Source organism: Solimonas marina (assembly GCF_012241385.1).
Classification (GTDB): Bacteria; Pseudomonadota; Gammaproteobacteria; order Nevskiales; family Nevskiaceae; genus Solimonas; species Solimonas marina.
The window spans coordinates 34,914-59,126 of record NZ_JAAVXB010000002.1 but is presented as its reverse complement, the minus strand read 5'-3'; the positions used below and the strand labels follow the sequence as shown (position 1 = coordinate 59,126).

Annotated in this window: 25 protein-coding genes; 15 read left to right on the top strand and 10 right to left on the bottom strand. The window is 66.5% G+C overall.

Annotation, left to right across the window (positions count from 1 at the left end; all coding sequences use genetic code 11):
* Positions 1–104: 104 nt before the first annotated feature.
* Complete coding sequence (locus tag G7Y82_RS03490) at positions 105–1,394, bottom strand: glutamate-5-semialdehyde dehydrogenase (protein ID WP_168146641.1); 1,290 nt, start codon at positions 1,392–1,394, stop codon at positions 105–107.
* Complete coding sequence (gene holA / locus G7Y82_RS03485) at positions 1,391–2,413, bottom strand: DNA polymerase III subunit delta (RefSeq protein WP_168146640.1); 1,023 nt, start codon at positions 2,411–2,413, stop codon at positions 1,391–1,393. Before holA ends, G7Y82_RS03490 begins: the two co-directional genes overlap by 4 nt.
* Positions 2,414–2,480: 67 nt before the next feature.
* Between holA and coq7 the strand changes: the two genes are divergently transcribed.
* Complete coding sequence (gene coq7 / locus G7Y82_RS03480; protein ID WP_206370297.1) at positions 2,481–3,170, top strand: 2-polyprenyl-3-methyl-6-methoxy-1,4-benzoquinone monooxygenase; 690 nt, start codon at positions 2,481–2,483, stop codon at positions 3,168–3,170.
* A gap of 184 nt (positions 3,171–3,354) precedes the next feature.
* On the opposite strand, the gene speD is transcribed toward coq7, so the two are convergent.
* Positions 3,355–4,170, bottom strand: coding sequence for an adenosylmethionine decarboxylase (gene speD / locus G7Y82_RS03475; protein ID WP_168146639.1), 816 nt, complete (start codon positions 4,168–4,170; stop codon positions 3,355–3,357).
* 141 nt (positions 4,171–4,311) lie between these two features.
* Positions 4,312–4,737 (bottom strand): OsmC family protein, encoded by a 426-nt coding sequence (locus G7Y82_RS03470; RefSeq protein WP_168146638.1) that lies wholly within the window; start codon positions 4,735–4,737, stop codon positions 4,312–4,314.
* Positions 4,738–4,829: 92 nt separating this feature from the next.
* Between G7Y82_RS03470 and G7Y82_RS03465 the strand changes: the two genes are divergently transcribed.
* Complete coding sequence (locus G7Y82_RS03465) at positions 4,830–5,471, top strand: cyclic nucleotide-binding domain-containing protein (protein ID WP_168146637.1); 642 nt, start codon at positions 4,830–4,832, stop codon at positions 5,469–5,471.
* A 13-nt stretch (positions 5,472–5,484) separates the two neighbouring features.
* Here G7Y82_RS03465 and trpC read toward each other — a convergent pair whose 3' ends face one another.
* The 4 genes from trpC to G7Y82_RS03445 form a co-directional block, all read right to left on the bottom strand.
* A complete protein-coding gene (gene trpC / locus G7Y82_RS03460; RefSeq protein ID WP_168146636.1) occupies positions 5,485–6,285 on the bottom strand; it encodes an indole-3-glycerol phosphate synthase TrpC in 801 nt (266 codons plus the stop codon).
* 12 nt (positions 6,286–6,297) lie between these two features.
* The gene (trpD, locus tag G7Y82_RS03455; protein ID WP_168146635.1) at positions 6,298–7,335 is read right to left on the bottom strand and encodes an anthranilate phosphoribosyltransferase; all 1,038 of its coding nucleotides are present in this window, start codon (positions 7,333–7,335) and stop codon (positions 6,298–6,300) included.
* A complete protein-coding gene (locus G7Y82_RS03450; protein WP_168146634.1) occupies positions 7,335–7,916 on the bottom strand; it encodes an aminodeoxychorismate/anthranilate synthase component II in 582 nt (193 codons plus the stop codon). The genes trpD and G7Y82_RS03450 overlap by 1 nt, the downstream gene beginning before the upstream one ends.
* A 186-nt stretch (positions 7,917–8,102) precedes the next feature.
* A complete protein-coding gene (locus G7Y82_RS03445) occupies positions 8,103–8,717 on the bottom strand; it encodes a TetR/AcrR family transcriptional regulator (protein WP_240954065.1) in 615 nt (204 codons plus the stop codon).
* 145 nt (positions 8,718–8,862) lie between these two features.
* Here G7Y82_RS03445 and G7Y82_RS03440 point away from each other — a divergent pair, with 145 nt between their 5' ends.
* A complete protein-coding gene (locus G7Y82_RS03440) occupies positions 8,863–9,999 on the top strand; it encodes a lipid A deacylase LpxR family protein (RefSeq protein ID WP_168146632.1) in 1,137 nt (378 codons plus the stop codon).
* A gap of 89 nt (positions 10,000–10,088) precedes the next feature.
* On the opposite strand, the gene G7Y82_RS03435 is transcribed toward G7Y82_RS03440, so the two are convergent.
* A complete protein-coding gene (locus G7Y82_RS03435) occupies positions 10,089–10,703 on the bottom strand; it encodes a TetR/AcrR family transcriptional regulator (protein WP_240954064.1) in 615 nt (204 codons plus the stop codon).
* Positions 10,704–10,957: 254 nt separating this feature from the next.
* On the opposite strand from G7Y82_RS03435, the gene G7Y82_RS03430 reads away from it, so the two are divergent.
* From G7Y82_RS03430 to G7Y82_RS03375, 12 genes are all read left to right on the top strand, one after another.
* Positions 10,958–12,178, top strand: a complete 1,221-nt coding sequence (locus G7Y82_RS03430; RefSeq protein WP_168146630.1) for an efflux RND transporter periplasmic adaptor subunit — start codon at positions 10,958–10,960, stop codon at positions 12,176–12,178.
* Between the two features lie 17 nt (positions 12,179–12,195).
* A complete protein-coding gene (locus G7Y82_RS03425) occupies positions 12,196–15,390 on the top strand; it encodes an efflux RND transporter permease subunit (RefSeq protein ID WP_168146629.1) in 3,195 nt (1,064 codons plus the stop codon).
* Positions 15,391–15,404: 14 nt separating this feature from the next.
* A complete protein-coding gene (locus tag G7Y82_RS03420; RefSeq protein WP_168146628.1) occupies positions 15,405–16,133 on the top strand; it encodes an SDR family oxidoreductase in 729 nt (242 codons plus the stop codon).
* A gap of 38 nt (positions 16,134–16,171) precedes the next feature.
* Positions 16,172–16,450 carry a Rossmann-fold NAD(P)-binding domain-containing protein gene (locus G7Y82_RS03415; protein WP_168146627.1) on the top strand — a complete coding sequence of 93 codons (279 nt, stop codon included), beginning with the start codon at positions 16,172–16,174 and terminating at the stop codon, positions 16,448–16,450.
* A gap of 25 nt (positions 16,451–16,475) precedes the next feature.
* Positions 16,476–16,817 (top strand): thioredoxin, encoded by a 342-nt coding sequence (gene trxA / locus G7Y82_RS03410; RefSeq protein WP_168146626.1) that lies wholly within the window; start codon positions 16,476–16,478, stop codon positions 16,815–16,817.
* Positions 16,818–16,879: 62 nt separating this feature from the next.
* Complete coding sequence (locus G7Y82_RS03405; RefSeq protein ID WP_168146625.1) at positions 16,880–17,962, top strand: alkene reductase; 1,083 nt, start codon at positions 16,880–16,882, stop codon at positions 17,960–17,962.
* Complete coding sequence (locus tag G7Y82_RS03400) at positions 17,959–19,383, top strand: efflux transporter outer membrane subunit (RefSeq protein ID WP_168146624.1); 1,425 nt, start codon at positions 17,959–17,961, stop codon at positions 19,381–19,383. The genes G7Y82_RS03405 and G7Y82_RS03400 overlap by 4 nt, the downstream gene beginning before the upstream one ends.
* 115 nt (positions 19,384–19,498) lie before the next feature.
* Positions 19,499–20,119, top strand: a complete 621-nt coding sequence (locus tag G7Y82_RS03395; RefSeq protein ID WP_168146623.1) for a glutathione S-transferase family protein — start codon at positions 19,499–19,501, stop codon at positions 20,117–20,119.
* Between the two features lie 22 nt (positions 20,120–20,141).
* The gene (locus G7Y82_RS03390; protein ID WP_168146622.1) at positions 20,142–20,831 is read left to right on the top strand and encodes a glutathione S-transferase N-terminal domain-containing protein; all 690 of its coding nucleotides are present in this window, start codon (positions 20,142–20,144) and stop codon (positions 20,829–20,831) included.
* 62 nt (positions 20,832–20,893) lie between these two features.
* Positions 20,894–21,433 (top strand): hypothetical protein, encoded by a 540-nt coding sequence (locus G7Y82_RS03385; protein ID WP_168146621.1) that lies wholly within the window; start codon positions 20,894–20,896, stop codon positions 21,431–21,433.
* Between the two features lie 129 nt (positions 21,434–21,562).
* Positions 21,563–22,981 (top strand): M20/M25/M40 family metallo-hydrolase, encoded by a 1,419-nt coding sequence (locus G7Y82_RS03380; protein WP_168146620.1) that lies wholly within the window; start codon positions 21,563–21,565, stop codon positions 22,979–22,981.
* A complete protein-coding gene (locus G7Y82_RS03375; protein WP_168146619.1) occupies positions 22,978–23,472 on the top strand; it encodes a MaoC family dehydratase in 495 nt (164 codons plus the stop codon). The genes G7Y82_RS03380 and G7Y82_RS03375 overlap by 4 nt, the downstream gene beginning before the upstream one ends.
* 199 nt (positions 23,473–23,671) lie before the next feature.
* On the opposite strand, the gene G7Y82_RS03370 is transcribed toward G7Y82_RS03375, so the two are convergent.
* On the bottom strand, positions 23,672–24,100 hold the full coding sequence (locus G7Y82_RS03370) for a hypothetical protein (protein ID WP_168146618.1): 429 nt from the start codon (positions 24,098–24,100) through the stop codon (positions 23,672–23,674).
* Positions 24,101–24,213: the final 113 nt, after the last annotated feature.

Below are 24,213 nucleotides of genomic sequence, written 5' to 3'. Positions count from 1 at the left end.
AGGCGGGAGGCGGGAGGCGGGAGGCGAAAGAGAAGATCCGCGGTTCGTCCTTGCGCACCTCACGCATCCCGCCTCCCACCTCGCGCCTCACGCCTGTCGCCATCTCACCGGACACTGCCGTCGCCCATCACGACCCACTTCAGCGAGGTCAGGCCTTCGAGGCCGACCGGGCCGCGTGCATGGAACTTGTCGGTACTGATGCCGACCTCGGCGCCCAGCCCGTACTCGTAGCCGTCGGCAAAGCGCGTCGACGCATTGACCATCACCGAACTCGAATCGACTTCGCGCAGGAAACGGCGCGCCAGCGTGAAGTTCTCGGTGACGATGCTGTCGGTGTGATGCGAGCCGTAGGTTTCGATGTGGTCGATCGCCGCGTCGATGCCGTCGACGATGCGCACCGCCAGGATCGGCGCCAGGTATTCGGTCCGCCAGTCTTCCTCGGTCGCCGCCTTGGCGTCCGGCAGCAGCTTGCGGGTGCGCTCGCAGCCACGCAGCTCGACACCGGCTTCGCTGTAGGTCTTGGCCAGCTGCGGCAGCAGGCGCTCGGCGATCGCGGCGTCGACCAGCAGCGTCTCCATCGTATTGCAGGTGCCGTAGCGCTGGGTCTTGGCGTTGACGCAGACGGCGATCGCCTTGTCGAGATCGGCCGTGGCTTCGACATAGACGTGGCAGATGCCGTCGAGATGCTTGATCACCGGCACCCGCGCCGCTTCCGACACCGCCGACACCAGGCCCTTGCCGCCGCGCGGAATGATGACGTCGACGTACTCCGGCATCGCCACCATCTCGGTGACGGCGCGGCGGTCGGTGATGTCGAGGATCTGGACCGCATCCTTCGGCAGACCGGCACCGACCAGCGCTCGGTCCAGGCAGCGGGCGATCGCCAGGTTCGCGCGCAGCGCCTCGGAGCCGCCGCGCAGGATGGCGGCATTGCCGGACTTCAGGCACAGCGCCGCGGCATCGGCGGTCACGTTCGGCCGCGATTCGTAGATGATGCCGACCACGCCGAGCGGCACGCGCATCTGCCCGACCTGAATGCCGGACGGGCGCATCTTCATGTTGGAGATTTCGCCGACCGGGTCCGGCAGCGATGCAACCTGACGCACACCGTCGGCCATCGCCGCGATGCGCTTCGGGTTCAGTTCGAGACGCTCGACCAGCGCGTCGTCGAGCTTGTTGTTGCGCGCCTCGCGCATGTCCTGCGCGTTGGCTTCAAGGATCGCGTCGCGCTCGTCGACGATGGCCTCGGCGAGCGCGAACAGCGCCGCATTCTTGGTGCCGGTTTCGGCGCAGGCGATCACGCGTGCGGCAGCGCGCGCGCGCTGACCGCGCTTGCGCATGTAATCGGCGATGTCGTTGGCCTTCGTCCGGACGGACCTGGCGGTGGCATTCATGGTTTGGGGGAACGCAGAGCCGCCCCACTGGCGGCAAGAATCAATGTTAGCAATTCTTCCCAGGCGGCCGCGTCCTGGCCGGTCTTGACCATCTGATCGACCTGGGCCGCGCGGCGCATCCAGTTCAGGCCGTCGGCGGGCCGCACCCTGGCCAATGCGTTCAGATACTTGGCCTGCTGGAAGCGGCGCACGCCAGCCATTTCCAGCGCGGTCGCGGCGTCGCCGACGCGAGCGCGGTGCATGGCGGCCTTGGCCAGCGAGCGCAGACACCACGTCAAAGCCCCCAGAATTTCCAGCGGCGCCAAGCCCTCCTCGCGCAGGCGCTGCAGGCTGCGCACCGCGCCCTGCGCATCGCCGTCGAGCAGGCGGTCGTTGAGATCGAAGGCCTCGAAGCGGGCGCTGTCGGCCACGGCCTGCTCCAGCGCCTCGACCGTGACCCGCTCGCCGGGGAACAACAGCTTGAGCTTTTCGATGTCCTGCGCCGCCGCCAGCAGATTGCCCTCGGTGCGCTCGGCCAGCAGCTTGATCGCGTCGGCATCGGCCTGCACGCCGGCGCTTTTCAGGCGCGCCGTCAGCCACGGCACGAACTCCTCGCTCTTGATCGGCCAGGCGTAAAGACTGGCGCCGGCGCTGTCGAGCGCGCGAAACCACGCCGACTCGCGCTGACGCTTGTCGAGCCCGCCACAGCTGATGATCAGCAAGGTATCCGGCTGCAGCTGCGCGGCCAGCGCGACCAGCGTCTTGCGGCCCTCGTCGTCGGGACTGGTGGCGATGCGCACCTCGACGATGCGCTGTGATGCAAACAAGGACAGCGCCGCGCAGGATTCGACGACACGCTGCCAGGAAAAACCGCGTTCGACGTCGAACACCTCGCGCTCGGTGAATCCGGCACGGCGTGCGGCGGCGCGAATGGCGTCGAGCGCCTCCTGCATCAGCAAGGGCTCTTCGCCGGCGACGAGATAGAGCGGCGCCAGCCCCTTGGCGAGATGCGCGGCGATCTGATTCGGTCGGAGTTGCACGAGGCGGCGATGGACGACGGACGGACCCGGCATTCTACGGGATGCCCGCGCCGCTAGAATGGGCGCCATGAGTACGCCCAAGTCCCATGTGCCGCCGCGCCCCGCCGCCGCCCCGGTCGGCCGCGAGCCGGGCCCGGTCGATCCGCTGTTGTCGATGGTCGGTCGCGGTCTGTCGCTGCTGGCCGAGCGCGGTCGCGGCGCCGGGCGCCGCAATCCCGGCGCCGCAAAGCCGGAAACCGAGCTGGCGCCGGACGAGCGCCGCCACGTCGCCGGCCTGATGCGCATCAACCACGCCGGCGAGATCGCCGCACAGGCGCTGTACCACGGCCAGGCGCTGATCGCGCGCAATCCGCAGACCCGTCAACACCTGCTCGAAGCGGCGCGTGAGGAACACGACCACCTGCGCTGGTGCGAGGAGCGCCTGCGCGAACTCGGCGACGGGCCGAGCAAACTCGAACCGCTGTGGTACGCCGGCTCGTTCGCGATCGGCGCGCTGGCCGGCCTGCGCGGCGACCGCGAGAGCCTGGGCTTCGTCCAGGAGACCGAGCACCAGGTTTCCGAGCATCTCGGTGAACATCTGGCGCAGTTGCCGGAAGCCGACGGCCGCAGCCGCGCGATCCTCGAAACGATGCGCAATGACGAGGAACGCCACGGCCAGGAAGCCGCCGACGCCGGCGGCGCGCCGGTGCCGGCGCCGGTCCGCGGCCTCATGCGCCAGGTGGCGCGCGTCATGAAGTTCGGCGCCTACCGGCTGTAGGGCTCGGGCCGGTCAAAAGCAAAAAGATGAAACCGCAGATGACGCAGATTTCACGGATTAAAACAACAAAATCAAGCTGATGCTTCTGCGAAATCTGTGAAATCTGTGGTTGATCGCGGTTTTCGACGCACAAAGAAAAAGGCCGCTCGAGAGCGGCCTTTTTCGTTCAGCGGCGTGCGCGTGTTCAGCGCGAGATGTTCATGCCGTAGAAGATTTCGCTGATTTCGTGATTGACGTTCTCACGGATCTTCTTGGCCTCGCGCGGCGGCAGCTCGGTGACGCCTTCGCCGAACAGATAGGTGTCGAGGTCCAGTTCCTTCAGGCGCATCTTGGTGTGGAAGATGAATTCCTGATAGACGTTGACGTCGATCATCTGATAGCGATTCTTGATGTCCGCGCTCAGGAAGTCCTGAATCGACTCCACCGAATGGTCGATGAAGTGCTTGGCGCCGCGCACATTGCGCGTGAAGCCGCGCACGCGGTAGTCCATCACCACGATGTCCGACTCGAACGACTTGATCAGGTAGTTCAGCGCCTTCAGCGGCGAAATCTTGCCGCAGGTCGACACATCGATGTCGGCACGGAACGTCGAAATACCGTTGTCCGGATGCGTTTCCGGATACGTGTGCACGGTGATGTGCGACTTGTCGAGATGCGCGACCACCGAGTCTTTCTCGCCTTTCTTCTTGCCGGGCGTCGGCAAGCCGTCGAGATGACCTTCCGAGATCAGCATCGTCACCGACGCGCCCTGCGGGTCGTAGTCCTGGCGGGCCACATTGAGGATGTTGGCGCCGATGATACGGGCCACCTCGGTGAGGATCGCCGTCAGACGCTCGGCGTTGTACGCCTCATCGATGTACTCGATGTATTCCTGCTGATGCTGCTTGGTACGCGCGTAGCAGATGTCGTAGATGTTGAACGACAGCGACTTCGTCAGATTGTTGAAACCCAGCAGCTTCAGCTTCGGGTTGTCGGTCCGTTTCGGCTTGGCCTTGGCCAATTCAGTACTCCAGTAGCAAAACGCCGAACGCGTCCACAAGACATTCTAGTGGCGCGGCCCTTTAAAGAAAGGCGCGGATTATGCGACAAAACGGCCGTCGTTGCGTGACAGATCCGCGACAAACCGACGACCGGTCCTCGCTCAGGCGGCCGGCTCGCGAATTTCGTAGCTGTGCTCGATCTTCACGCCGCCGCGGCCCAGCATGATCGACGCCGAGCAGTACTTCTCGGCCGACAGCTCCACCGCGCGCTTGACGTGGTTCTCGGAAAGCCCGCTGCCGACCACGACGAAGTGCATACGGATCGTCGTGAACACCTTGGGTTCGGCATCGGCGCGGTCGGCTTCCAGATCGACCCAGCAATCCTGCACGTTCTGGCGCGCCTTCTTGAGGATCAAGGTCACATCGACCGACGAGCACGCACCGACGCCCATCAGCACCAGCTCCATGGGCCTCGGGCCAAGATTTCGGCCGCCGATTTCCGCCGGTCCGTCGACGACCATCGCATGGCCGCTGCCGGACTCGGCGATGAACGAAGCGTTCTCAGACCATTTGACGCGAGCTTTCAATTCTTTCTCCACGGCAAGCCCTTTGCTTGCCCTGTGTTATTTTCGCAGCTGCCGGTGGGACGGCAAGCGCTTTTTTTGGGGGATGTACTCTGATGTCGATTTTCGACAAGCCCGCGGTCCAGGCCTTCGTGCAGCAGGCCCACAAACGCAGTTATGCGCCGAAGCATACCTTGATGCTGGCCGGCGACGCGCCGCGTTCGATCTATCTGATCCTCGAAGGCACGGTCAGCGTGATGCTCGAGGACGAGAACGGCCGCGAGATCGTCGTCGCCTATCTGGGGCCCGGTGATTTCTTCGGCGAGGTCTGCCTGTTTCCGGAGCAGCGCTCGCGTACCGCGATCGTGCGCTCGCGCACCCCGACCCTGGCCGCCGAACTCAGCTACGAAGCGTTCATGAAGTTCTACGCGAGCAATCCGGACATCATGTTCGAACTCGCGGGCCAGCTCGCCAACCGCCTGCGCGACACCACGCGCCGACTCGCCGATCTCGCCTTCCTCGACGTCGCGACGCGCATGGAGCGCACGCTCACCGAATTGACGGCCAAGCGCGAGGCGGTCGAGCACAAACGCGGCGTGTTGATCCGCACCAGCCGTCAGGAACTGGCGCGACTGGTGGGATGCTCACGCGAAATGGCCGGCCGCGTCCTGAAGAAGTTGGAAGACGACGGCATCCTGACCACGGAAGGCCGCAACATCCTGATGCTCGGCATCCACCTCAGCCGCACCGGAACCTGAACGCCGCGCGCGCTCAGCCGCCGATCAGTGCCCGCAGCGCCGCGCTCGGCTGCGGCTGACGCATCAGCGATTCGCCGACCAGAAAGCGATCGACCCCAGCGGCACGCATCCGTGCCACGTCGGCAGCACCGGCAATGCCGCTTTCGGTCACGACCGGCAGACCGGCCGGCAGACGCGGCAACAGGTCCAGCGTGGTTTCCAGGCGCGTCTCGAAACTGCGCAGATTGCGGTTGTTGATGCCCAGCAGCCAACCGTCGCCAAGCCCGGCCGCCAGCACCTGATCCAGCTCGTCGCCGTCATGAATTTCGACCAGCACATCGAGCTGCCAGGCCCGCGCCGCGTCGTACAACGCCTTGAGCCGCGCCGGCGATAGCGCCGCGGCAATCAGCAGAATGCAGTCGGCACCGATCGCCCGCGCCTCGACGACCTGCCACTCGTCGACGATGAAGTCCTTGCGAATCACCGGCAACGTGCACGCGGCGCGCGCCTGCACCAGAAATGCGTTGTGGCCCTGAAAGAACTTCTCGTCGGTCAGCACCGACAGGCAGGCCGCGCCGCCGTCGGCGTACTCACGCGCCAGCCAGGCTGGGTCGAAGTCCTCGCGAATCAGACCCTTGCTCGGCGACGCACGCTTGACCTCGGCGATCACTGCGGCCGAACCAGCCGCCGCCCTGGACTCAAGCGCAGCGATGAAGCCGCGCGGCGCGTCGGCCGCGCGCGCCAGCGCGTCGAGCGCACTGCGCGAATAACGCTGCTGCAGCAGGCCGATTTCAACGGCCTTGCGCGCGAGAATCGTATCGAGAATGTCGGACATCGGCGTTTCCGTTCAGGCCGCGGCCTTGAGCCGCTGCGTGAGCGCAATGAATTGTTCGAGACGCTGCCGCGCTGCGCCACTGGCGAGGGCCGACTTGGCCTGTGCGATACCGGCGGCCAGCGAATCGGCACGACGCGCCGCGTAGATCGCCGCGCCGGCGTTGAACGCCACGATGTCGCGCGCGACGCCCGGCGTGTCGTCCAGCGCTTCGAGCACGCGCGCCCTGGAGTCGGCGGCATCGACGACGCGCAGATTCTGGCTGCCGGCCATCGCGAAGCCGAAGTCCTCGGGATGCACCTCGTATTCGCGCACCTCGCCGTCGCGCAGTTCGCCGACCAGCGTGCCGGCGCCGAGCGTCAGCTCGTCCATGTTGTCCTTGCCCCAGACCACCATCGCGCTGCGCGCGCCCAGGCGCTGCAGCACGCGGACCTGGATGCCGACCAGATCCGGATGGAACACACCCATCAGGATGTTCGGTGCGCCGGCCGGATTGGTCAGCGGACCGAGGATGTTGAAGATGGTGCGCACGCCCATTTCCTTGCGCACCGGCGCCACCACCTTCATCGCCGGATGATGATTCGGCGCGAACATGAAGCCGACGCCGCACTCGGCGATACAGGCCGCGACCTGCGCGGGCTGCAGGTCGATCGCGGCGCCAAAGGCTTCGAGCACGTCGGCGCTGCCGGACTTGCTCGACACGCTGCGATTGCCGTGCTTGGCGATGCGGCAGCCGGCCGCGGCGGCGACGAACATCGACGCGGTCGAGATATTGAAGCTGTGCGCGCCATCGCCGCCGGTGCCGACGATGTCGACGAAATGCTCGTAGGCCGGCGTCTCGACCTGGTTCGCCAACTCGCGCATGACCTGCGCAGCGGCGGCAATCTCGCCGACGGTTTCCTTCTTGACGCGCAGGCCGGTGAGGATCGCGGCCGTCATCACCGGCGAAATCTCGCCGCGCATGATCTGCCGCATCAGATCGATCATTTCGTCGTGAAAGATCTCGCGATGTTCGATCGTGCGCTGCAAGGCTTCCTGGGGCGAGATCGGCATCAGTAGGCCTCCACGAAGTTCTTCAGCAACTGGTGGCCGTGCTCGGTGAGGATCGATTCGGGGTGAAACTGCACGCCTTCGATCGGCAGGGTCTTGTGCCGCAGCCCCATGATCTCGTCGCGCGTGCCGTCGTCGTGCTGCGTCCAGGCCGTCACCTCGAAGCAATCCGGCAGCGAGTCCTGCTCGACCACCAGCGAGTGATAACGCGTCGCCCGATACGGCGTCGGCAAGCCGCGAAACACGCCGACGTCGTGGTGATGGACCGCGCTGGTCTTGCCGTGCATGACGGTGCGCGCACGGCCGACCACGCCGCCGAAGGCCTGGCCGATCGATTGATGGCCAAGGCAGACACCGAGGATCGGGAACTGCCCTTTCAGACGGTCGATCAGCTCCAGGCAGATGCCGGCCTCGTTCGGCGTGCACGGCCCGGGGGACAGGACGATGTGATCCGGCTTCAGCGCCGCGACCTGATCGACCGTGATGCGGTCGTTGCGGTGCACCTCGACGTCGACGCCGAGCTCACCGAAGTATTGGACGAGGTTGTAGGTAAACGAATCGTAGTTATCGATCATCAGCAGCATGGCAAATTCCGGTTTGACTGGGGACCGCGCGTGGCGGTCGACGATGCGCAGGCGCGCATCCGCTGGGCGGGACAATCAGCGCCAGCGTCGCCAGGAATTCGTGTTGCGGATCATGGCCGGGATCGATGAACTCGGTTACGGGGCCGCTAGTGTAGTGGATTGCGACCGCCCCGGTACCCACCGGCGTCAATCGCCACCCGGCGCCGCCAGCTGCGCATCGAGCAGCGCGCGGACGCTGCCGGTGACACCCGCCAGCGGGGCGTCGCAGCCGCTGTCGCCGAACAGCAGATGCAGTGACGCACCGCCATCGAGCAACAGCAGCAACGCGTCACCCAGCGCCTGCGGGTCGCGCGCACCGGCCGCGGCGGCCAACGCCGTCAGGCGGCGGCGCACCTCGGCCTTGTGCGCGGCGATCAAGGCGTGGGCCGGATGCGGCGTATCGCGCAATTCGACGGCGGTATGGCTGAATGCGCTGCCGGCCCAGACGCCATCGTGGCCACGGCATGCAGCGGCCGATGCGAACAAGGCCTCGATCTGCGCGCGCGGCGCGTCCTGGTATGGAGCGACGACCGCCTCCCACCAGCGCCAGTAATCGGCCTCACGCGCCTGCAGGCATTCGACCACCAGCGCGTCCTTCGACGCAAAGCTGCGGTAGAAGCTGACCTTGTTGGTTCCGGCGCGCGTGGCGATTGCGTCGACGCCGACGGCACGAATGCCGTGCTCGCGAAACAGCTCACCGGCCGCGGCAAAAATCCGGTCGCGTACCCGCAGCGGTGCGCTGCCACCCTCCTTCCTGCCCATGCCTGCAACCCTCCGCGACCTGACGGCCGCCATCTTGACTGCGATGTTACCAGTTAGTAACCTTTACTAATTATGTTACTGAACGGTAACGAGCGCAAGAGTTCCCTGCCTTTCGATACCGGCCCTGCGATGGGAGGGGTCTGCCATGCAGATGCCGCAACGGGAGAACGGCACCCGGGAACGCCGCCAACGACACACCATCAATCGCCGCGCTTTTGCGGTGTTGCTGGCGCTCGCCAGCTTCAGCGCGGCAGCGGCCGACGCGCCACCCGGCGCACCGGTGGATGCCTGGGGCAATGAAAAGGAAGACGCCGGCTGGACGCTCTACATCGACAACGACAGCCTCACGCCCGTGCAGCGCGATGAGGACTACACCGGCGGTGTGGCAGTCACGCTGGCCGGGGCTCGGGCACGCGACGGCTGGATCACGCTCGACGGTCCGCTCGGTTTCATCGACCGCCTGTTCCTGACGCAGGCCGGCGACGATACCTTCCGCATCCACGATCTGCAGATCGGCGCCCTGGCGTTCACACCAGGCACGATCAAGGACCCACAAATCCGCCGCGGCGACCGTCCGTATGCAAGCCTGCTCTACCTCGCCAACGGCCGCAGCTACATCGGCGACGGCAAGGGACCGGTCTATCACACGAGCTTCACGATCGGCGTACTCGGCCTCAATGCCGTTGCCGAATTCCAGGATGGCTTTCACTCGATGATCGGCGCGCGCACGCCACACGGCTGGAATCACCAGATTTCCGACGGCGGCGAACCGACCTTCCGCTACACCCTGACGCGGCAGGACCGGCAGCTGGCCGGCGCCAGCGTCGCCGACACGCATTACGAGGTAAAAACCGCAGTGGCCGGCAGCGTCGGCTATCTGACTGAAGGCACGGTGGCGCTGTCGTGGCGCTGGGGCCGCATCAGCACGCCGTGGTGGGCGGGTCCGCCGGACCGGGTCGAGTACATCGCCGAACCGGCGCCGGCGACCGGCGGCGGCCAGCTCAACGGCGGCGCGCGCGAGCTCTACATCTGGGGAGGAATCAAGGCACACGCGCGGCTCTACAACGCCTTCCTGCAGGGGCAGTTCCGCGACAACGACATCGATTACGGCTACCACGACACGCGACCGCTGATCGGGGAAGCCTGGCTCGGCGTCACCGCCGAGGTCGGCGCCGGCTATCACCTGTCATGGGTGATGCGTTATCAGACATCGGAACTCAAAGCCGAGCCCGGCGACCGCTCGATGGTCTGGGGCAGCGCAGTCCTGTCACGTGACCTGTAACGCGCCTGTTCGCACTGCCGCGAGTACACAAACGAAAGGGCCGACGCACGCGTCGGCCCTTTCGTTTGCATCGCGTCAGACGTCAGACGTCAGGCGCTGGCGATCTTGGCCGCTTTCGCCCTTTTTGCCGCCGGGCGCTTGCTGGCCGGCAGATAGGCATCGAGCAGTGTGCGCACCGCCGCCAGCGTATTGGCCAGCGGTCCGTTTTGGCCGGCGAAGGTCAGACGCGTCACGGCACTGCCTTCAAGCAGCAGCATCAGCGCGTCGCCGAGTGCCTCGGGGTCGCTGGCACCGGCCTCGGCGGCCATCGCGCGGAAACGGCGCCGCACTTCGGCCTTGTATTCACGAATGACCTGATGGCCCGGATGCGTGTTCTCGCGCAGCTCGACCGCGGCATTGCTGAGCGGACAGCCGCAGGCGTCGTCGCCGCAGGATTTCGACAGCATCGATTCGAACACCGCCTCGATCTGCCGACGCGCGTCGCCGTCATAAGCGGCGATCGACGCATCCCAGCGCTCGAAGGCCTCGCTGACCTGCACGCGCAGACATTCGGCGACGAGCTCGTCCTTGGACGGGAAGCTTCGGTAGAAGCTCATCTTGTTGGTGCCGGCCTCGCAGGCGATGGCGTCAACGCCGACCGCACGGATGCCCTGTCGATAGAACAGCTCGCGAGCGGTCCGGAAAATCCGGTCCCGAACCCGCATGCCGCCCTCCGTACAGGCCGCGGCACCGCTGTTTTTCGCTTCGCTCATCACGTCTTACCTCATAGCTGACAACAAACGCTTGACAGCGCTTGTTACCGATCGGTAACGTATGCGAACTGTTACTTACCGGTAACACACATACAGCTTCAACCGTTTGGACCCCGACGTCAAGTCGGATGCCCTCGGCAGAAGTCGTTCAAGGACCCGTTGTCCGCGGCCGTCACCGCAGGCAACGCTGAATGGGAGTGACCCCGATGCCTCGTTTCCTCACGCGCATCTCCATCAGCAATTCTACGCTGAGCTGGTTGTCGCTGGGCCTGCTGGTACTGGCCGCCGCCGGCATGTCCGGCTGCGAGTCGAACGCCAACGCCGCGGCGACGCCGCCGGCACCGCAGGTGACCGTGCGCGCCGCCGTCCAGCAGAACATTGTCGACTGGGACACCTACACCGGCCGTTTCGCCGCCACGCAGCGTGTCGAGCTGCGGCCGCGCGTGGCCGGCTACATCGACCGCGTCGCCTTCGATGAAGGCTCAGTGGTCAAGCAGGGCCAGCTGTTGTTTCAGATCGATCCGCGACCATTCCAGGCGCGTCTCGATCAGGCCAAGGCCGAACTGGCCCGCGCCCAGTCGCAGCAGGAACTGGCCAAGACCGAAGCGGCCCGCGCCGAGAACCTGCTCAAGGTGCATGCCATCTCGCGCGAGGAATACGACTCGCGCGCCAGCAACCTCGGTCAGACCACGGCCAGCCTGCGCGCCGCGCAGGCGGCGGTCGAATCGGCGGCGCTGGATCTGAGCTTCACGCGCGTGACCGCACCGATCGGCGGCCGCGTCTCGCGCGCCGAAGTCACCGCCGGCAACTACGTCAGCGCCGGGCAGACGATTCTCACCTCGGTCGTCTCGGTCGATCCGATCTATGTCTATTTCGACGGCGACGAGCGCAGCTATCTGAAGTACGCGGCGCAGGCCAGCCGCGGCGAACGGCCGAGCGAGCGCGACCATGCGCTGCCGGTGTTCGTCGGTCTGGCCGACGAAAACGGCTTCCCGCATGCCGGCCGCATCGACTTCCTCGACAACGCGCTCGATCCGCAGACCGGCACGATCCGCGCTCGCGCCGTGCTGCCGAATCCGGATGGCCGCTTCACGCCGGGTCTGTTCGCCCGCGTGCAGTTGCTCGGCAGCGGCCGCCACGAGGCGACGCTGCTCGACGAGCGCGCGATCGGCACCGACCAGAGCAAGAAGTTCGTCTACGTCGTCGACGACCAGAACAAGGTCCAGTACCGCGCCGTGACGCTGGGCAGCGAACACGGTGGATTGCGCGTCGTCACCTCGGGCGTCAAGCCCGGTGAGCGCGTGATCGTCGCCGGCCTGCAGCGCGTCCGTCCTGGCGTGGTCGTCGCCACCACCGAAGAACCGGCACCCGAACCCACCGCCGACGCGCATGACGTAGCGGCCGAACGGATCGTGGCGGCCAACTGATCCCGTCGAGCTCCCGCATGAAACTCACCCACTTCTTTATCGAGCGGCCGATCTTCGCCGGCGTGCTCTCCTTCCTAGTGTTCGTCGCCGGTCTGCTCGCGATCTTCCGCCTGCCGATCTCCGAATACCCGGAAGTGGTGCCGCCGACGGTGGTCGTCACCGCGCAATACCCGGGCGCGACCGCGCAGCAGCTCGCCGACACCATCGCCACGCCGCTCGAACAGGAAATCGTCGGCGTGCAGGACATGATCTACATGAACTCGCTGGCGCAGCAGGACGGCACCCTGCAGCTGACGGTGACGTTCAAGCTCGGCACCGACATCGACCGTGCGCAGGTGCAGGTGCAGAACCGCGTGCAGCAGGCGCTGCCGCGTCTGCCTCAGGAAGTGCAGGCGGCCGGCGTGACCACGCGCAAGAGTTCGCCGAACCTGACGATGGTCGTCCACCTGTTCTCGCCGGACGGCCGTTACGACGGTCTGTATCTGCGCAACCTGGCAGTGATCCAGGTGCGCGATCAGCTCGCGCGACTGCCTGGTGCCGGCGATGTGCAGATCTTCGGTTCCGGCGACTACGCGATGCGTATCTGGCTGGACCCGCAGAAACTCGCGTCGCGCGATCTGACCGTCAACGACGTGATCGCCGCCGTGCGCGAACAGAACGTGCAGGTCGCGGCCGGCAGCGTCGGCGCGCCGCCGCTGAAGGACAGTCCGGCGTTCCAGCTGGCGATCGACGCACGCGGCCGCCTCAAGGACGCGCAGCAGTTCGGCGACATCATCATCAAGACCGGCGCCGACGGCGAAGTCACGCACCTGTCCGACGTCGCCCGCGTGCAGCTCGGCGCCGGCGAATACGCGCTGCGCTCGCTGCTCGACAATCACTCGGCCGTCGCCTTGCCGATCTTCCTGCAGCCGGGCGCCAATGCGCTCGACCTGGCGCGCGACGTGCGCGCCGAGATGGCCGAGCTGAAGAAGACCGCGTTCCCTGAAGGCGTCGACTATTCGATCGTCTACGACCCGACGGTGTTCGTCCGTCAGTCGATACACGCCGTCATAGAAACGCTGCTCGAAGCCCTGCTGCTGGTCGTGATCGTGGTAATCCTGTTCCTGCAGACCTGGCGTGCGGCGCTGATTCCGATCATCGCCGTGCCGGTCGCCATCATCGGCAGCTTCGCGGCGATGGCGGCGTTCGGTTTTTCGATCAACACGCTGACCCTGTTCGGTCTGGTGCTGGCGGTCGGCATCGTCGTCGACGACGCGATCGTCGTCGTCGAAAACATCGAGCGCGGCATCGCCGACGGTTTGACACCACGCGCCGCCGCGCACCGCTCGATGAACGAGGTCGCCGGTCCGATCATCGCAATCTCGCTGGTGTTGTGCGCGGTGTTCGTGCCGCCGGCGTTCGTCGGCGGCTTCAACGGCCAGTTCTATCAGCAGTTCGCGCTGGTCATCGCCTTCGCCGCGGTGATCTCGGCATTCAACTCGCTGACGCTGTCGCCCGCGCTCGCGGCGCTGCTGCTGCGTCCGCATGGCGCGCCGCCGGATCGCGTGCAGCGTGCCATCGACGGCGCGTTCGGCTGGCTGTTCCGACCGTTCAACCGGGTGTTCGCCAAGGGCGCCAATGGTTATCAGCGCGGCGTGCGCAAGGTGCTGCGGCTCGGCAGCATCGCGCTGATCGTCTACGTCGGTCTCATTGCGCTAACCGCCTTTGGCTTCAGCAAGGCGCCGGCCGGCTTCATTCCGGCACAGGACAAGGGCTATCTGGTCACCGTCGTGCAGCTGCCGCCGGGCTCGTCGATCGAGCGCACCGAAGCGGTGGTCAAGCGGGTCGGCGAGATCGGCATGAAGCAGGCCGGCATTTCCCACGCCGTGCAGTTCCCGGGGCTGTCGGTCAACGGCTTCACGCGTGCATCCGATGCGGCGATCGTGTTCTGGACGCTGAAGGATTTCGAGGACCGCAAGGGTCTGCGCGCACCGCAGATTGCCGCGGCGCTGAACCAGAAGCTCGGCGCCATCGATGATGCGCTGGTGCTGACCGTGTTGCCGCCGCCGATCCTCGGCCTCGGCACCGCCGGCGGCTTCAAGGCGCAGCTCGAAGATCACACCAATGCCGGTCCCGCGGCGCTGTACGACATGACGCAGACGCTGGTCAACAAGGCGCGGCAGAACCCGGCGCTGGCCGGCGTGTTCTCGACCTACGAGATCAACGCGCCACAGCTCTACGCCGACGTCGATCGCACCAAGGTCAAGCAGCTCGGCATCAATCTCGACGATGTGTTCCGCACCATGCAGGTCTACCTGGGCTCGTACTACATCAACGACTTCAACGCGTTCGGTCGTACGTTCCGTGTCATTGCACAGGCCGACGGCAATTTCCGCGAGCGGCCGCAGGATGCGCTGCTGCTGAAGACGCGCAATGCCGACGGCGAGATGGTGCCGCTGGCATCGGTGTTGTCGTTGAAGGAGAGCTTCGGTACCAATCTGGCGTCGCGCTACAACGGCTTCCCGTCGTCGGACATCAACGGCGGCCCGGCACCGGGCTACAGCTCCGGCCAGGCGATGGCGGCGCTCGAACAGGTGGCCAAGGAAACACTGCCGCCGGGTGTCGACATCGAATGGACGGATCTGGCCTTTCAGCAGCTCGGTGCGGCCAAGGCCCTGGCCATCGTGCTGCCGCTGGCAGTGCTGCTGGTGTTCCTGGTGCTCGCCGCGCAGTACGAGAGTCTGCTGCTGCCGCTGGCGGTGATCCTGATCGTGCCGATGACGATTCTGTCGGCGCTGGCCGGCATCTTCCTGATGAAGAGCGAGGTCAACATCTTCACGCAGATCGGCCTGTTCGTCCTGGTCGGCCTGGCGGCGAAGAACGCGATCCTGATCGTCGAGTTCGCACGCGAGCTGCAGGCCGGCGGTCTGTCGCCGATCGCTGCCGCGCTGGAAGCCTGCCGCCTGCGTCTGCGTCCGATTCTGATGACCTCGTTCGCCTTCATCTTCGGCGTGCTGCCGCTGATGCTGGCAACCGGCGTCGGCGCCGAGATGCGCCAGGCGATGGGCATCGCCGTGTTCTTCGGAATGATCGGCGTGACCTTCTTCGGTCTGTTCCTGACGCCGCTGTTCTACGTCGTGCTGCAGCGTTTCGCGCCGCAGCGACAGGCGACGAGCAGCGACGACACCCCGCCGGCAACGCTGCAAAGCCCCAAGCCGGCCCCTAGCCACTGACGGAGTATTTTTCGATGAGCAAGATCGCATTGATTACCGGCGGCAACCGCGGCATCGGTTTCGAGACCGCACGACAGTTGGGCGCCCAGGGCGTACACATCATCGTTGCCGCGCGACAGCTCGCTGCCGCCGAGCAGGCCGTCGCGACGCTGCAGGAGGCTGGCGTCAGCGCCGAACCGCTGCAGCTCGACGTCACCGACAGCGCGAGTGTCGCCGCCGCGGCCAAGGCCGTCGGCGAACGCCACGGCCGACTCGACATCCTCGTCAACAACGCCGGCATCGTGAAGAGCAGCGCCGATGGCCTGGCCTCGTCACAGCCGCTCGCCGACTGGCGCAGCATCTTCGAGACCAATCTGTTCGGACTCGTCGACACCACGCAGGCTTTCCTGCCGCTGCTGAAGAAGGCGCCGGCGGCGCGCATCGTCAATCTGTCGAGCCTGCTCGGTTCGATCGCCGCGCACGAAACGCCGGGATCGCAGATTTACGAATTCAAGGCGGTGCCGGCGTACAGCGCCTCGAAGAGCGCCGTCAATTCGTACACGGCACACCTGGCCTGGGAGCTGCGCGACACGCCGATCCGCGTCGTCGCCGTGCACCCGGGCTACGTGAAGACCGAGATGAATCAGGGCGGCGGCGAGCTGGAAGTCGAAGACGGCGCGCGCACCAGCGTGGCGATGGCGCTGCTCGACGACGACCGCTTCAACGGCAAGCTCGTGCACCTCGGCGAGGTGCTGCCATGGTGAGTTTCGCTTCCATTTTCTCGACCCTCGGAGATACCACGATGGACCGGATCGCACTCGTCACCGGCGCCCAGCACCCGGACGTCGTCGCGCAGGCTCGCGCGCTGGCGCTCGAAGGCCAGCACGTCGTGCTCGCTTCTACCGACTGGGGCAAGGCCGTGGAGGCCGCGCTCAGTCTGCAACTCGAAGGCCTGAGCGCCGAGGCGCTGCATCTGCAGCGCAGCGACGCCGCGGGCATCGCCGCCGCACGCCAGCACATCATCGCGCGGCGCGGCCATGTCGACGCCGTCATCGTCGACCCCCACGACGCGATCGCCTGATCGCGCCGCCAGCAGGAGTAGAACCATGAGTGAACGGATCACCGCCGTCAGCGACGGCAGCTTCGAACAGGACGTCCGCAACGCCAGCGGCGAACAGCCGGTACTGGTCGATTTCTGGGCGGAATGGTGCGGCCCGTGCCGCATGGTGGCGCCGGTCCTCGAACAGCTGGCCGCTGACCACGACGGTCGCCTGAAGATCGTCAAGCTCAACGTCGACGAGAACCCGCAGACGCCGGCCGCACTCGGCATTCGCGGCATCCCAACGCTGATGCTGTTCAAGGACGGCGAACTCGCCGCGACGCAGGTCGGCGCGGTTGCCAAATCGCAGCTCGCAGCGTTCGTCGCCCCGTATCTGGCGACGGCCTGAACGACCGTCCATGCCGGGCGCCACCCGCGCCCGGCTTCTTCCATCTCGACAGGAGCCTTCTCATGAGCACTGCCCTTTTCACGCCGTTGCAGCTCGGTGATCTGCAGCTGCCGAACCGCATCGTCATGGCGCCGCTGACGCGCGCCCGCGCGGATCGTCAGCATGTGCCGGGCTCGATGATGGCCACTCACTACGCGCAGCGCGCCAGCGCCGGCCTGCTGATCGCCGAAGCAACGCTGGTCGCCGCCGGCACCAGCGCCTACGCCACCGAACCCGGCATCTACAACGACGCCCAGGTCGACGGCTGGCGGCAGGTCACCGACGCCGTACACCATGCCGGCGGCCGCATCGCGCTGCAGGTCTTTCATCCGGGCCGCGTCAGCAAGATCGCACTCAACGATGGGGTGCAGCCGGTATCGGCGACCGATCGTGCGGTCCGCACCGAAGACGGCCAGGCGCTCGACACGCCACGCCGGCTGACCGCACAGGAACTGCCGCGCATCGTCGAGCAGTTCCGCCATGCATTCGCCAACGCGCGTCGCGCCGGCTTCGACGCCGTCGAAGTACACGGCGCGCACGGCTACCTGCTCGACCAGTTCCTGCGTGACGGCATCAACGATCGCGAAGACGACTACGGCGGCTCGCTGGAGCGCCGCGCACGCCTGTTGTTCGAGGTGGTCGACGCGGCCATCGCCGAGCTCGGCGCCGGTCGCGTCGGCGTGCGCATCTCGCCGCTGAATACATTCAACGATGCACGCGACAGCCATCCGCGTGCGCTCGTGCAGTACGTCGCCGAACAGCTGACGCAGCGCCGCGTCGCGTTCCTCGAATTGCGCCACGATCGGCACGATGCTGTCGAGGATCAGGCGCTGGCCGACATCGCGCGCCGACATTTCCACGGCACGCTGATCCGCAACGGCGGCTATGACCGCGACAGCGGCGAGGAAGCCATCCTCGACGGCAGCGCCGATGCCATCAGCTACGGTAAGCCGTTTCTCGCCAACCCCGATCTCGCCGAGCGTTTGCGCCGTCGCGCGCCGCTCGCCGAGTTCGATTACTCCCTGCTCTACACGCCCGGCCCGCGCGGCTACATCGACTACCCCGCGCACGAACCGGCCGTGCTCGACACTCCGGCACTCGCATGAATACCTTCAGACTCTCACTGATCGCCGGCGCAGCTCTGGCCCTCGCGGCCTGCACCGCAGGCCCGAACTATCAAACGCCGCAGCTGCCCGCCGCACACGCCGACGTCGACACCGCCGTCTACGACGACGCCGATCCGGCGCCGCAGTTCTGGTCGGTCTTCCACGACGACGAGCTGGATTCGCTCGAAACCCGCGCCCTCGCCGCCAACCACGACCTGCGCATCGCACTCGCCAATCTCAATCAGGCGCGGGCGCTGCGCCGTGAGACGCGGCTCGACTATCTGCCGACCGTCACCGCCAGTGCCGGCTACACGAAGTCACAGCTCAGCGCCGACCAGGAACCTGGATATACGCGCGACCAGCGCAAGAGCGAGTTGTACGACGGTCATTTCGACGCATTCTGGGAACTGGATTTCTTCGGTCGCGTGCGCCGTGAAAACGAAGCCGCCGATGCCAGCGAACAGGCGCTGACCGCCGATCTGCGTGCTGCGCAGGTCAGCGTCGCCGCCGAAGTCGCGCGCACCTACTTCGAACTGCGCGGTGCGCAGGCGCGCTATGCGGTGGCGATCGGCAATGCCGACAACCAGCGCGGCACGCTGCGCTATACCGAGGCGCGCCTGCAATACGGCCGCGGCACCGAGTTCGACGAGCAGCGCGCGCTCGCGCAGCTGACGACGACACAGGCACGCGTGCCGGACATGAAGATCGCCATCGCCAACGCCATGCATCGCTTGGCCGTGCTCTGCGGCCTGCCACCGGAGGCGCTGCAGGCGGAGCTGGCACCGGCGCAGAATCTGCCGCCGTTGCCGCGTCTGGTCCATATCGGCGAGCCGGAAGACCTGCTGCGTCGCCGTCCCGACGTCGCCGCTGCCGAACGTCGACTGGCGGCGGCCACCGCCGAGATCGGCGTCGCCACCGCCGACTATTTCCCGCGCGTCACGTTCACCGGCGAAGTCGGCTTTTCGGTCGCACATATGAGCTCGGTCGGCGACGGCGGCAGCGACATGTATGCGATCGGACCGAGCATCAGCTGGGCGGCGTTCGACCTCGGCCGTGTGCATGCGCGCGTCGCACAGCGCCGCGCCGCGGCCGAAGGCGCCGAGGCGCAGTACGAACAAGCCGTGCTGCGCGCGCTCGAGGAAACTTCGAACACGCTCAACGCCTATGGCCAGTACCGGCACAAGCTCGACCTGCTGCAGCAGAGCGCCGACGCCAGCGGCCGCGCGGTGCAGCTCGCCCGCGCGCGCTTCGAAGCCGGCGCCGCCGACTTCATCGACGTGCTCGACGCCGAGCGCAGCCAGCTCGACGCCGAGGATCAGCTCGCTCAGGCGCGCACCGACACAGCGACCTCGCTGGTCGCACTGTACAAGTCGTTGGGCGGCGGCTGGCAGGCGGACCCGGGCGTGCCGCTCAGCGGCTGAGCATCGGCCAGCCCGTCGTGATTGAAAGCGGGGCGATCGCTCGCTAGCGTTGTCGGCGGGTGCGGCGGATTTTCGGTAGCGTGCGCCCGCCGCCATTCAAGACGAGAGCGAACGAATGAAACTGATCGGCATGCTGGATTCACCCTATGTCCGCCGCGTCGCCATCTCGCTGCGCCTGCAGAACCTGGCGTTCGAGCACCAGGCGCTGTCGGTGTTCTCGACCTTCGATGCGTTCGCGGCGATCAATCCGGTGGTCAAGGCCCCGACGCTGATCACCGACGATGGCGTGGTCTTGATGGAGTCGTCGCTGATCCTCGAATACGCCGAACGGCTGGCCGCACCGGAGCGGCGGCTGACGCCAACCGACCTCGCCGCGCACGCCAGCGCACAGCGCGTCGTCGGCCTGGCGCTCGCCGCCTGCGAGAAGACCGTGCAGATCGTCTACGAACACCAACTGCGGCCGCGGGACAAGCAGCATCAGCCCTGGCTCGACCGGGTGCACGGACAGCTGGCCTCGGCCTATCGCCTGCTCGACACTGAACTGCAGCGACTGGCGCCGACGCCGTGGCTATTCGGCGCCAGGCCTCTGCAGGCCGACATCAGCAGCGCCGTGGCCTGGCACTTCACCCACAAGATGCTGCCGGGCGTCGTCGATGCCGGCGCGCATCCGGCACTGCAGGCCCTCTCGGAAGCGGCCGAAGCCAGCGACGCGTTCGTCGCCTTCCCCCACCACTGAGCGCCACCGCGCCGAGCTCCACATGATCGATCTCTATTACTGGACCACACCGAACGGGCACAAGATCACGATCTTTCTCGAAGAATCGGGGCTCGATTACCGCATCGTGCCGGTCAATATCGGCCGCGGCGATCAGTTTCAGCCCGACTTCCTGAAAGTCGCACCGAACAACCGCATCCCGGCGATCGTCGACTTGGCGCCGATCGACGGCGGCACACCGCTGCCGATCTTCGAGTCCGGCGCGATTCTGCAATACCTGGCCGAGAAGACCAGTCTGTTCCTGCCGCAGGATGTGCGCGGCCGCAGTGAGACCATGCAGTGGCTGTTCTGGCAGATGGGCGGACTCGGACCGATGGCCGGCCAGAATCATCATTTCGGCAGTTATGCGCCGGAGAAGATTCCGTACGCGATCGAACGCTACGTCAAGGAAACCAACCGCCTCTACGGCGTGCTCGACAAGCGTCTGGCCGATCGCGAATTCGTCGCCGGCGCGTACTCGATCGCCGACATGGCCATCTATCCGTGGATCGTGCCGTACGAGCGCCAGGGTCAGACGCTCGACGACTTTGCGCATCTCAAGCGCTGGTTCGCCCGCGTCGCCGCGCGCCCGGCCGTACAGCGTGCCTATGCGCTGGCCAGCACGATCAACACCGCGCCGACCGTCGACGAAGACGCCAAGCGCATTCTGTTCGGGCAAACCGCCAAGCGCTGAACCCGGCGTCTGTGTTCAGATAGACGGATACCGGCGCGAGGCCGGTCTCGCCCGGTGCACTCATGACGCTCGCCACCTTCATCTCCCCCGCCGATTTCGACCTGCTGGTCGATGCCGCCTATCACCCGGAAGCACCGACCGTCACATCGTCGGAATCGGCGCCGGGCGCCGCGCTGACTCACTTCGCCGACGCCGACGCAGTCAAGGCGCAGGCGGCGCACTGCCATGCCGCCGGCGATGTCGATCACTATGCGTTCGGGCTTTGGTATCGCGGCGCGGGCGGTACCGTGCTCGAACGGCGGATCGACTTCGACCCGCCGCGCGACGGCCACCGTTTCGGACACTCGCTCGCCGGCTGGGGACTGATACATCTGCACCTGTACTGGACGGCCGACACCCTGCAATGCCGCGTCGTCGCCCACGCGCGCGCCGCTGCCGAGAAGCGGCAGGCGCGCTACCCGGAGTTGGGCGCGATCGACGATTGGAACTGGCCACAAATCGAAAGCACGACGTTCCGACTGCAACGCCGTCTTGCATCGATGGGCCGCACCGGCCCGGTGATCCGCCGCGCCGACGTCTGGCAGCGGCCGCAACGCCCCTAGCCCCACGCCTCACCGCGCGCCGTCGCGAGCACGACGACCCGCATCGGCGTACCGCCGGCGACTGGCACATCATGGCGGCAGTCGACTAGTCTGCGGGCACACGCAAGCGCGACGGGAGAAGGGACAGCGATGATGCGCAAGATGCAGACGATGGCGGTCGCACTCGGCAGCGCGCTGCTGTGCGCGACGGCCGGCGCCGGCGCCAAAAGCGATGGCGAGGCGGCGTTCCGCGCCTTGTACAAGGAACTGATCGAAACCAATACGACGCTGTCGGTCGGCAGTTGTCGCGCCGCGGAAGACAAGATGGCGGCGCGCCTGAGAGCGGCGGGATACGGCGATGCCGACCTGCACTTCTATGCACCGGAAGACCGCCCCAAGGACGCCGCGCTGATCGCAACGCTGCCGGGCAGTGACGGCTCGCTCAAACCCATCCTGCTGCTCGCGCATATCGACGTCGTCGAGGCCAAGCGCGAAGACTGGCAGCGCGATCCGTTCACGCTGGTCGAGGAGAACGGCTATTTCTACGCGCGCGGCGCCAGCGACGACAAGGCAATGGCGTCGGTCTTCACCGACAGCATGATTCGCTACAAGCAGGAAGGCTTCGAACCGCGTCGCGGCCTGAAGCTGGCACTGACCTGCGGCGAGGAAACGCCGGAGCATTTCAACAGCGTCTACTGGCTGATCCAACATCACCCGCAGGTGCTCGACGCCGCGTTCGCGCTCAACGAAGGCGCCGGCGGCGAGCTCGACGCCCACGGCCAGCCGCGCGCGCTGCAGTTGCAGGCCGGCGAGAAGGTCTATCAGGACTACACGCTGGAAACGACCAATCCCGGCGGCCACAGTTCGCGGCCGGTACCGGACAATGCGATCTACGAGCTGTCGACGGCACTGCTGAAAGTCGGCGCCCATCAGTTCCCGATGGCGCTCAACGACGCCACGCGCGCGTACTTCACCGAGCAGGCCAAGCTCGCCGCGCCAGACGTTGCCGCCGACATGAAGGCGGTGCTCGAACACCAGGACGAGACCGCCGCGCAGCGGCTGTGGAAGCGCAACCCCGGCTGGTACAGCATGATGCGTACGACCTGCGTCGCGACCATGGTCGACGCCGGCCATGCGCCAAACGCGCTGCCACAGCGCGCCACCGCCAACGTCAACTGTCGCATCCTGCCCGGCGTGCCGCCGGAGCAGATCGAACAGGCATTGGCGGCGGCCATCGCCGATCCGGGCGTGAAGATCACCGCCGGCCACGAGCCGAGCACCGGCGTCGGCGCGCCGCCACCGCTCAACGACAAAATTCTTGGTCCGGTGCGTCAGGTCGCCGAGCAGATCTGGCCGGGCGTGGCGATCGTGCCGACGATGTCGACCGGCGCCACCGACAGCCGCTTTCTCAACGGCGTCGGCATTCCCAGCTACGGCATGTCCGGCATGTTCTTCGATGCCGAGGGCAGCCACGCGCACGGACTCGACGAGCGCATTCGCGTCAAGTCTCTGATGGACGGCCGCCGTTTCCTCTACAACGTCGTCAAGCTGTACGCGAACCAGACATGAGCACGACCACAAACACCGACCGCGCGGCACTGCCAACCCTGGGGCTGGGCTGCTACTGGCAGGATCTCAGCGTCGGCCAGCGCTTTCGTACGCTGCGCCGCACGATCACCGAAACCGACCTGATCAATTTCATTTCGACGACCGGCATGCTCGAGGCGATTTTCATCGACGCCGAGTTCGAGGGCGGCGCGATCCGCGGCCGGCCGGTGCCGGCGGCGCTGACGCAGTGCCTGATCGAAGGCCTGCTGTTCCAGTCGATGATCCAGGGCACCGGCCTGGCGCTGCTCGAAATGACGCTGAAGGCGCTGGCGCCGGTGCAGGTCGGCGACACCGTCTGGGCGACCGTCACCGTCACCGGCATCCGCCCGACGTCGAAGCACAATCGCGCCGTCATCGACAGCCAGATCGACGTCTACAACACACGCGACGAGGCGGTGCTGACGTATACCGCGAAACGCCTGCTGGCCGGCCGCGACTCGCTTTCCCCGTGATGGCGCAGGCCGCGCCACAGGACGACGGGCGCTGACAGCGCAAGCCGATTGTCGAACGCATCATTCGGCGCGCGCCCGACACGCTTGCGGAACGCGCGTCGAGCCCACGAAAAACGCCGGCCATGTCGGCCGGCGTTCGGCAAGGCCCACCGCCGATCGCAGCCTCGCAACCGGCGGCGGTGGCCGCGGTGCCAGGCCGTCAGAGGCCGGCGGCGTCGCCGCTGCCGGCCTTGTTGACGGCCAGCGACACCAGCGACATCTGCACCTGGCTGCGCAACGCGTCGATCCAGCGCGAAGGAACGGCGGCCGTCACCGTCGCCGGGAACGCATGCGGCGAATGCGTCAGCACCGGACGGGCTTCGGCCTCGTAGACCAGTGCGCCATTGGCGATGGCCACGGTGATCGAGGCATCGTGCAGACCTTCCTTGCGTACAGCGCTGATCGCATTCGGGCCGACATTGGTGACCGACCATTGTTGCTCTGATAGCGCGTGCTTGACCGTGTTGAGCGCCTGCGGCGCCGCAATGCCGTTCGGGACGTCGATCAGTTTGTCGTCGGCGTGGGCAGCGTTGAACGCCAGCAGCAGCGCCAGCACGGAAAGGGGTTTGATGAACGAGGAGGTCTTCATGATGCTCAGGGATTTCGGGGGAATGATGCGAGAACTTCGCGACTCTTAAACGAAGTTTCCGCAACATCCGGAAATACGCTGACAACATTTCCACCTGCCGCCGCGCGCGCCGC